The sequence below is a fragment of the Mesorhizobium waitakense genome (assembly GCF_056431085.1).
This window is the reverse complement of the sequence record NZ_JBWKME010000078.1, coordinates 1-9,585: the sequence shown is the minus strand read 5'-3', so window position 1 is coordinate 9,585 and position 9,585 is coordinate 1. Positions and strand designations below refer to the sequence as shown.

Here is a 9,585-nt window from a genome sequence, read left to right as displayed (position 1 = left end):
CGGAATGCGAGAATGGGCCCATGTCGGTCAAACCCAATGACTCTTGGTATAATACGCGAACCGGGCGTTGTGAAGCGCCTGGGGATGCACGCTTACTGTTCCACCTGAGAATCCAAAGCCTTCGCCTTAAGGGAGTGAAGGGGACCGCCGCATTCGGAGCGAGAGGGAGTTCCGATACGAGCGCAAGCATCAACCTTATCCGCGCAGGGCGCCAGGCGGGAAGAGTGGGACCGGCTGCTGTCAGCGAACGCGGCGAAGCCATAGCGGGAGCGGCTGACACTGATCCGGGTCTATGAGGAGCTTCGCGCCCTCGGCCAGGTGCCCGCGTCACGGTAGCACGCTTCAATGTGCACTTATGTCAGGAGCCTTGGTCGGGTGGGCGCGGGCTTCACTCATTGCGCTCTCCCTTCTCGGCGGGCCGGGTCCGGCATCAGCCCACCGCTAACCTGGTGAGCGGCGGCGATAGGGCAGGGCCAGGCCGACACCGGCATCGGCTGTACAGTCACCTGTCGACGGGGACGTCGGCACCATCCGCGCCGCCTGGACCTCGGCGTGACGATGACATTGGTCAGCTTTTCATAAAACTATTCTGCTACTCCGCAGCTTCGAAGGACGGGGCGCGAGCAGAAATGGGTCAACCTATTGTCATCGACTCGTGGCATGAGATACGCCTTCAGGTTGTCCAGCGTGACCACTGCCGCTGCGTCTCGTGCTCTACGCCGGTGAAATCCGCCCAAGCGGACGTGCATCATCTGTTGCCGAGATCAATGGGTGGAACGGACGAGCTCTCGAACCTCGTCACCCTTTGCGATGGTTGCCATGCAGCCCATCACCCAAACCTGGCTGGCAGGCTTGCGAGACGGGTAATCGAGCGATGGGCGGTCAGGCTTGCCCGCTGGTTGGATACCGAAGGCAAGGTTTCTGAAGGCGTGGGCAATTTCGGGCCGGCTCTCCGGCTGTTCGGGAAGGATCGTTTCCGGGAAGGCCAGTTGCCGATCGTGCTGGCTGCGCTCTCTGGAAAATCGGTCCTGGTCGTCAGTCCGACCGGATCGGGCAAGACCCTTTGCTTTCAGCTGCCTGCCGTGCTTCGCCGCGGCCTGACCATGGTCGTCAGCCCCCTGAAGACCCTGATGTCGGAACAGGTGTCAGATCTGCTGGCGAAAAAGATCCCTGCCACCTTCATCAATAGCGATCTGAGCGTCGAGGAGAAACAGACCCGATTCTCACTGCTAGGCCGGGGCGCGATCAAGTTGCTCTATTTGGCTCCCGAGCGCTTCTTCGTCAGGAGCGAGAGCGAACGTGCTCGCCTGAAGCAGACGCGGCCTTCGTTTATTGTCATAGACGAGGCCCACTGCGTCGATCAATGGGGCAGGGACTTCCGGCGGGAATACGGCCGCCTCAAGGAGGTCCGCGAAAAGCTAGGTTCGCCACCCGTCCTGGCGTTCACGGCGACCGCCGGGCAGGAGATGCAGCAGCGCATCCTGAAATCGCTCGGCATCGAGGACGCCGAGGTCTTTGTGCGCGATGTCGACAGACCGAATATCGCACTCCTCCGATGGCGATGCGCAGCCGATCGGCGAGCCGTCGAAATCGCATCGCTACTGCGGTTGCCACAGCTCCAGGGACAGAAGGCGATGGTCTTCGTGCCGTCAACGAACGTCGGCGAGGAACTGCAAGCGGCCCTGCGCAGTCTCGGGATTGAAGTGCCGCTCTATCATTCCAGGTTGGGAAACGCATGGGAACGGCAGGAACTCGTCAAGCGCTTCCTTGGGCAAAGCAGGCCGGTCGTTGACCAGATCATCTGCACCAACGCCTTTGGCATGGGCCTCGACGTCCCGAACGTCCGCCTCGTGATCCATTGGCAGCAGTCGGCATCGGTCGAAGACCAGCTGCAGGAATTCGGCCGCGCCGGAAGGGATGGGAAGCCTTCCGTGGCGGTTATGTTCCATAGTGGTTCGAGTATCGGCCGCGATATCTCAAGGCTGCGTTTCATGGCCGAGAAAACGGTGGAGGCAGCGCAGGTACTCGCGCTCGACCGGGAGCAGATGCTGGAGCAGCGCCATCATCAGATTGACCAGGTCAGCGAACTAATGAGGACGCGGTCATGCATGCGCGCTGCAATCTCGGAATATTTCCAAGGGCCGAAGATCGCTCGGCGCCCAAGCCCTTCGGTTAGGATTCTGGATTGGGTATTCAGCAGCCGGAGGAAGACTCGACGTTTCCGGTTCTGTTGTGATCATTGCGATCATGCTGAGATTAGGCGCCGAGGGAGCGCGGGGTACGTTGCCAAGGCTATTGCCAGCTAGGTTCATGGTGTCTACGCAGTGCAGCGCATCTTCCAGCGGGCTCGATGCGGCATGTGGCGGTTGCGCTTGATTCCGCCGCGGATCGAATCGCCGTGCAAGGCGCGCTCCCCCGCTGGACGATCAACTCCTGGACGCAGCGAGGTGACCTTGGAGTGTCGCATCACGGATTCGACGACGACATGGCGTGCCTGGCGTGTATCAACCTGCCGAATGGGACGGTACCCGACCAAGACGACGAGATTGCCGCTGCGCTGGGCCTCGAGGATCGAAAGCTCGAGGTGGTGCGCCATGCTGCGCAACGGAAGTCCTGCCGACGTGGCGCTGATGGCGGAAATTGCCGGCAGGCTGGCCGTCCCGTTCGATCCTCTGCTTCCATTTGTCGGCAAGCAGTTGCGCGCTTCAATTCCGCTGCGCCCGAGTGGGGCATGTCGAAATTTCAGGCCTTCCGGTTTCCAGGCTTCTTGGTTACCTTCGCGGGCACAGCCTTGCGGCCAAGGCCGAGTGCCTTGGCCATTTCGGACCTCGCGGCCGCATAGTTGGGCGCAACCATGGGGTAGTCTGACTTCAACCCCCACTTCTCACGGTACCCGTCAGGAGTGAGGCCATAGTGGACACCCAGATGCCGCTTCAACGATTTGAATCTCTTCCCGTCTTCGAGGCAAATAATGTAGTCGGGAAATACGGACCTTTTTGGGTTCACTGCGGGGAACTGGGCCGGCATATCGGGTTCGGCTGGCTGTCCAATCTTGGCGAGCGACGAATTCACGCTGGCGATCAGTTCCGGGAGAGATGCCACGGGCACGGGGTTCTTACTGACGTAGGCGGAAACGATATCTGCGGTTAGTTCGATCAGATTGACAGTCTCGTCGGTCAAGCGATTTCTCCTTTGAAGCGTATCTGTCTCACTAACTGCCCGGTGGGGTTCGATCAACAACATAACTAGTCTTTGTACTGAAATCGTAGCTGACCCAGGTTGCATCGGTTTGAATGGTGTTCGTGCGCGGCAATGTTAGGAAATGTTTTCCCAAATCGAACCGTGCCCAGGGCCGAGGCCGAAAAGGCGGGGAGGGCCTTTCATACCAAGCTCAATTGCCGAAACCCGCAAGATGATACCCGTTATAGCCGCCCCCGCTTCAAAAGCGCCCTTTGTTCCACACGCATGTGGCCAAACATCTGAAAAGTGGTCGATTGGGCGCTTGATGTCCGGCGGGGGCGGTGAAATCGATCGCTTGAATACCTGTAGCCATCAACGCGTTGTTTGGACAAGCTGGCTGACGAGTGCAGCTCCATCGATGTGACACTCTGGATGCGGTCGGCGCCTTGGACTGCCGGATGTCCGATGCTGTTCGAGGAGGCGCGAACTTCTGTTTGCCTGCCTGTGAAAGGCCTCATCCTGAAAGCAAACAATCAAGGGAGCAGCCGGGGTGGTATGTTGGCTCCCAAGTCTCTGGCGTATCCTGGCTGGCTCCGATCTTACAAATCGACCCGAGGACTCGTTGACATGCATCGATGGAAATGAGGTATTTCGCCCATCCGAGTCGGGATCGATACATGGACACTGCAAGGGCGCATCTACTCGAGGACCAGTTAAAGGGCCTGATGATTAAAGAGTGGACGATCGTAAGACTGATCGATCACGGGAAGTCCGCCGCAGTCTTCGAAGCTACCAATGGTGCGAAGCAAGCGGCTGTAAAGGTGTTCGACAAGGAGCTGATCGAGCGCTTTGGCGACAAGACGCAGCTTGCGCGCATCGAACGGGAAGTCTCCCTCAAGGGACGCGGCCATCCGAGCATGGTCGAGATCCTCGACGGAGGATACGATGTAGGGACAAAAAACCACTATATTGTGATGGCGTTTCTTCAGGGCAGCAATCTAAAGAAGCGACTCAAAGACATTCCCGTCGAGGCGATCGGAGGATTCATCGCCGACATCGCGGCCTGCGCGGAATATCTGGAAGGCTTGGGCCTAGTTCATCGAGACATCAAGCCGGAAAATATCCAGGTCAGCGAGGATCTGAAGAAAGTAACGCTACTCGACTTCGGAGTCCTGAAGCCCGTGAAGGACCCGGGGGTCACTGACATCGAGGGCGTGCACCCGTTCATCGGTACTCTGCAATATAGTTCGCCCGAGTTTCTCCTTCGCGAAGAGGATGGAACAACGGATGGTTGGCGCGCACTCACCTTCTATCAAATTGGAGCGGTGCTCCACGATCTGATAATGCGGGAGCCCATTTTCAGCGAGTATGCCGAACCATTCGCGCGTTTGGTCAACGCGGTGCAGGAAGTCACTCCGAATATTCAGAATTCGTCAGTGCCATCATACCTCGTAGATCTCGCCAAAATGTGCCTTCTGAAGGACCCTAAGGATCGGTTGCGCATGGTATCGTGGGAATCCTTTAGACCTCCGAAAGCAGCTGCGAGCGGGATCGCTGGCATCAAAGAGAGAGTCATCAAGCGTGTTCTCGTTGAACAGGCGGGATCGGGTGCAGTGACGGAGAACAAGCCGGATTTCGTCAAGCCCCTTCTCGAGGAGATCATAACGTCTACCAAGGATTCGGTCCGGCGTGTCAGTTCGGAAAATGACCAATTCCCACCTTATGCCACTATAGCCCGATATCCTCGGAAGGCTCCGTCGGTCAAGATGACCTTCGAGAAGTCAGAAGCGCACCTGATGCCCGAGTTGTCAGTGATCTTCTGCATCGAGATCGTCGACGCGGAAGCAAAGGCTGTTGCCGTGGACGTCTGCATACACATGTCGACCGCCCCACCTGAGCCTTTCGAATGCCGCATCCCCTTTTTCTCGGGCATTTACGATCCATCGCGGCTCCATACGTCGCTCGAGGACATCCTGTACAAGATTATAGACTTCGTTCAACGCCAGATGCCTCAGGCTGATAGCTGGCTGAACCTTGAGTTCAAGTGAGAGCACACGCATGAGCACCTGGTGGAAGAAAACAAGCGATCTCGATGATGACCAGAAGAAGGTCATCAGCCTCCCCAAAGAGGGCGACCATCTCGTCCTGGGCCCGGCCGGCTGCGGGAAGACAAATCTTTTGCTTCTCCGAGCGACATTCCTCGCGAAAGCAGGCGTTACGAACATCACCGTGCTGACGTTCGGTCGCGTCCTGAAGGAGTTTTTGGTAGCGGGGTCTACGCACTATCCGTTCTCGTCGGATAAGATCCAGACATACCTGCAGTGGGGTGCTTCGCTCCTGGCATTGAATGGGGTCGCATTCGATGCCTCCGGTGAATTCGGGGAGGTTCGCATACGGCTTCTCGAAGGACTCAAGGTAGTTGCTGCGCTGAAGAAGAACATCAACGTGCTGGACTGCATTCTCCTGGACGAGGCGCAGGATTACTCGGCCGAAGAGATCGAGGTGATTTCCCGCTTCGCCGACCAGATCTATGCCGTTGGCGATGACAGACAGCGCGTCACAAGCGCCAAAGGTGGGCTGAACGCCTTGGAGGCGAAATGTGGCGAGCCAGTCGTCCTCAAGAAGCATTATCGGAATGGCATCAAGATATGCCGGGTGGCGGACGGCATCCGCAACGAAATCGATTCCGAGGAAGGAATGGAGGCGACGTCGAAGTACAACGAACAGGATTTCGAGTCGTCGGTGATACCGCATTCAGGTCTAGGGCTCGCAGATCAGGTTGCGGCTGCAATTCCCGAAATCGAGACGCAGCTTTTCGCTTATCCGGACGAAACCATCGGTGTCCTGTGCCCCAAGCAGGAAGACGCCACCAGGGTCGCCGCTCTCCTCCTATCCTCGAAGGTCAAGGATCAAGTGCAGACGCAGAACTTCGCGGGTGGGTATGCAGCCTTCGAACCGAACAAACGTGTCATCGTGACGACTATCATCAGCGCGAAGGGGCTTGAATTCCGTGCAGTTCATCTTCTCGGCATGGAGAGGATCAGCCGTTTCCGTGACTTGCAGAAGAATCTCGCGTTTACGGGCGTGACGCGCGCAAAAACCTCACTGCGCATCTACTATGACAAGTCTATTCCTGGATATCTTGAAAAGGGCATCCTCGCGCTCCATGAAGCCTCGACGAGTGATCCGACGCTCGACGACCTGTTCGCTTAGGTAGGGAAGAATGTTGAATATTTCCGTCTTGGACACAGAGGAATTCTTGGCCTGGGTAGGACAAAAGTCGCCTCTGACGCCCAGTAATCTTGGTCTTACCGCCATCCGCAAGCAGCTCTCATCAAAGTTCTGTGCTGTCGCGCTGTCAGATCATCAGCAGCGGTATGATCCCGAACGTCGTCCAATCGTCGTCGTGGATGAGCGAAAGGTGCGTGATTTCTTTGCCTTTGTCTCGACCTACGTCACCGACTACACTCCCTTCTCTGCATTCTTTCGGGTTGTGACGACGGGGCAACTCGATCTATTGGCCGACGACCTCGGCTTGACCACACGGAACACGAAACCAGTTGTCCAAAAGCTCGTTGGAACCGCGATCGTAGAGGTGGCACTCTATCTCCGATCGCCGAATCCGCACGAATCCGGGCGGCCCATCACCCTCGCGGCTACAGGCGCTACATACTCAGCAGCCGCGATTCAAGGGCTCGCACTCAGTCCCAATGCCGACGTCTTCGCCATTGGCCGCGGATGGCAGGCTCTACGATCCGAGCTTGGCGGCGAGCAGCTACCACTTGACATCGAAGCCCTCGGAAGCTTTTGGCAGGTCGTTCAGCTGGCGGTGCATGGCGGTGGTTCCTCCGACCGACCTGCTGGTGAATCCGTCATGATCAGGTCCATGCGACAGGTGATCGAGAGCGGTCGGATCGAGGATTCAGTTCTGGAGGACCTACTCTCTTCGCTTCCCGAACTAAGGGGGGACCTTTCTCGCTTCCGCGGAACGAGGGAGGGACGCGCTCGAGCGATTCAGGAAGCAATCTCGCTGCTGAACAATTCCACGGGCAACGCAGGGCAGTTGAGAGACTGCGTCGCTGGGTGTCTTCTGAGCCTCCTCGGCGGCGGTTCCTTCCGGTTCATTCCGGCGGCGCTGTCGGCCGGACCGGGTCTTCCGATGGCGCCTCTTTGGTTCGCGGCGTGGTCAGGCCTGCAGGCAAGTAGCGACATCATGACCGAGTTTAATTGCATGGGCAGACGCATGGCTCGAGATTGGTGCGCGGAGCGAGTTCTGTACAGCTTCCCTACCGACGATATCTCGGTTCTCGAGCTTGCGGGTATCGGACCGGATATTGAACAACTGCCACGAGGGCAGGCCGGTTCGGTGTCGGTTGAGATCTACCCGGGGGTGTCGTCCAGGCAGAGCATTTCAAGGGTTGGTGCCGTCTCGATGAATTCACGAGCCGAGCAACAGCGGGACATCAAAGAATTGAGAGCCCTGATGGCGCATTCGTCTGCGATACTTTCCAGGATGGACAGCAGTTCCGCATCAGAATCTATTCCAAAATCTGACCGACCGCCGGGGCGGAATACGAACGCCCGTCGGAAATATTAGAAGCCAATGGAATGCATGAGGATGCACGTGCCGTTGTCGACCACGGGGAGCTATGGTTGCGAACCTTCGTCTTTCCTTGGATTTCGATAGGTTTGCCGCCTAGAGGCTGTCGAAGAAGTGCTGGCGCGGTTGTGTGGAGCGTGATTCACTGCTGCCCGAACGATGCGGGATTTTGCGGTGCTTTATCCGCCAGGGCTCGGCCGGCCCTCGACCGCACCGGAGCGTTTGCTGCGTGCGATGCTGTTGCAGGCCTTCGACCCGTGTGACGGCGATCGATGGCCGCACGAAGCGCCATCGGGTTATGAAGCCAGCCAGCGCTGCCGCAAGGATGCTAGGCGCCTGGGATTAGAGCTATTTGGCTCCTAATTCTCTCCTCTGCCTCTGACGGGAGCGGTCGGGCTACTCCCTCATCACGTCACATCCCGGCCGCAGAGTTTCATCTTGGTTGTTTGTCACCTCACAGGGTTGATCCTCTTCATGTCACAATGGCTTAGCGATCGCTTCGACCAAAGCCTTTGAGAGCGGACCAAGGGGACCACGTATGCTCAATCATGGTTCCTCTCTCAAGGTAACCCCCCGGTCAGGCTTTCAATTACCCACATCGTTTGATCCAATGGCGATGCCGAAGCTGATGTCGTGCAGGCGAGTTATGCCACGCCAGATGACCATGTTGCCTGGAGGCGGATCATGCTTGCGGGCGAGATAGCCACCGAGCATGGCGATTTGCAGGAGGTAAGCGGCGAGCGTAGGCCGATGGAGACGCGGTCGCGTTCGGGACGCGTCGATCCGGTCGAGCGCAGTGATCTCGGCGAAGGTGAGAACGCTGTCGGGCGCGGCGTCCGGCTTGGCGCGCGCCGACATAGTGACGAAGAATATACGCCAGCTGACCACTGCGATGAGGGCGAGGAACTTCGCCAGCCTCTCGGCGGTCTCCAGTCTCGCCTCTTCGGCACGGCAGCCGGACTTCATGACCTTGTGGAACACCTCCGCCTTCCAGCGCAGGGCGTACCAGCCGAGCTTCTCGGCCGCCGCGGAGAGATCGTCGACCGGTAAGTTGGTCACCAGCTTCCAGTCGATCGGATCGCGTCCGGGCGGCGGATCCTCTTCGAGAGCGTGGATGTATGTCAGAACCTGCGGGCTGTAGCGCTTCTGCTTGCCCACGGGCGGCAAGGTGTTGATGGTGGCGAACTTCACCTGCAGCCAGGTCGTCTCGTCCTGATCGACCGTAATGCGATGACGTCCCGACCAAGGCGCCGCCGCAAGTTGGGCAAAGACGCGATGAGCAGGATCGTGTGGGGCAGCATCGGCAGGCCGCTCAGCCAGCCTGTTCGTCTGCACCCGCGCGAGGAAGCTCGTGCCAAGGTCCTGCGCGGTGCAAGAGAGCTCGTAGATGTCGCTCTCCCGGTCACCCACATGCACGCAGCACTCGGGCGCGCCAACGAGCGCGATGGACTGGCTTAGGTTCTCCAGCCAGCGATAGCTCTCCTTCGTCTCGATTGGCACGCGCGTGGGATTGATGTGCCGCTTGAGCGCGAGCGTTCCCTTGAACTTCGTTCGTGTCCAGAACTTCGCCGCCGTCAGACCGAGGGGCGTGCCGGTGAGGATGACGGCCAGGCTCGAATGCATCAGCACACCGCACAAGGTCTGCACGTTGGGCTGCCCGGCCTTGTAGCGCCCGGCGTTGATGGTCTTGGTGAAGCCGATTTTGCCCGGCTGCGCGCGGCTGTAGATAAATTCGGTCGTGTCCTGCAGGATAATGTTGATGGCTTTTCAAAAGCGCGTCTAAACGACGACAAGCGTTTGGTGCT

General features: G+C 58.4%; 8 protein-coding genes. 5 read left to right on the top strand and 3 right to left on the bottom strand.

Annotation, left to right across the window (positions count from 1 at the left end; all coding sequences use genetic code 11):
- The first annotated feature begins 629 nt into the window (after positions 1 to 629).
- On the top strand, positions 630 to 2,306 hold the full coding sequence (locus AC07FD_RS17865) for a RecQ family ATP-dependent DNA helicase (RefSeq protein ID WP_478350915.1): 1,677 nt from the start codon (positions 630 to 632) through the stop codon (positions 2,304 to 2,306).
- A gap of 11 nt (positions 2,307 to 2,317) precedes the next feature.
- Here the strand turns inward: AC07FD_RS17865 and AC07FD_RS17860 are convergent, their stop codons facing one another.
- Positions 2,318 to 2,605: a hypothetical protein gene (locus tag AC07FD_RS17860; protein WP_478350914.1), complete on the bottom strand. Its 288-nt coding sequence runs from the start codon at positions 2,603 to 2,605 to the stop codon at positions 2,318 to 2,320.
- A gap of 137 nt (positions 2,606 to 2,742) precedes the next feature.
- Positions 2,743 to 3,180: a Ros/MucR family transcriptional regulator gene (locus tag AC07FD_RS17855; RefSeq protein ID WP_478350913.1), complete on the bottom strand. Its 438-nt coding sequence runs from the start codon at positions 3,178 to 3,180 to the stop codon at positions 2,743 to 2,745.
- A gap of 677 nt (positions 3,181 to 3,857) precedes the next feature.
- Here AC07FD_RS17855 and AC07FD_RS17850 point away from each other — a divergent pair.
- From AC07FD_RS17850 to AC07FD_RS17840, 3 genes are read left to right on the top strand one after another with little or no spacing between them, the layout of a single operon-like run.
- Positions 3,858 to 5,228 (top strand): serine/threonine protein kinase, encoded by a 1,371-nt coding sequence (locus AC07FD_RS17850; protein WP_478350912.1) that lies wholly within the window; start codon positions 3,858 to 3,860, stop codon positions 5,226 to 5,228.
- A 10-nt stretch (positions 5,229 to 5,238) separates the two neighbouring features.
- On the top strand, positions 5,239 to 6,393 hold the full coding sequence (locus AC07FD_RS17845; RefSeq protein ID WP_478350911.1) for an ATP-binding domain-containing protein: 1,155 nt from the start codon (positions 5,239 to 5,241) through the stop codon (positions 6,391 to 6,393).
- Positions 6,394 to 6,403: 10 nt separating this feature from the next.
- Positions 6,404 to 7,777 (top strand): hypothetical protein, encoded by a 1,374-nt coding sequence (locus AC07FD_RS17840; RefSeq protein WP_379018608.1) that lies wholly within the window; start codon positions 6,404 to 6,406, stop codon positions 7,775 to 7,777.
- 588 nt (positions 7,778 to 8,365) lie between these two features.
- On the opposite strand, the gene AC07FD_RS17835 is transcribed toward AC07FD_RS17840, so the two are convergent.
- A complete protein-coding gene (locus tag AC07FD_RS17835; RefSeq protein WP_478350916.1) occupies positions 8,366 to 9,481 on the bottom strand; it encodes an IS4 family transposase in 1,116 nt (371 codons plus the stop codon).
- On the opposite strand from AC07FD_RS17835, the gene AC07FD_RS17830 reads away from it, so the two are divergent.
- The coding region (locus tag AC07FD_RS17830) for a hypothetical protein (RefSeq protein ID WP_478350910.1) at positions 9,398 to 9,585 on the top strand (188 nt) is incomplete at its 3' end. The genes AC07FD_RS17835 and AC07FD_RS17830 overlap by 84 nt on opposite strands.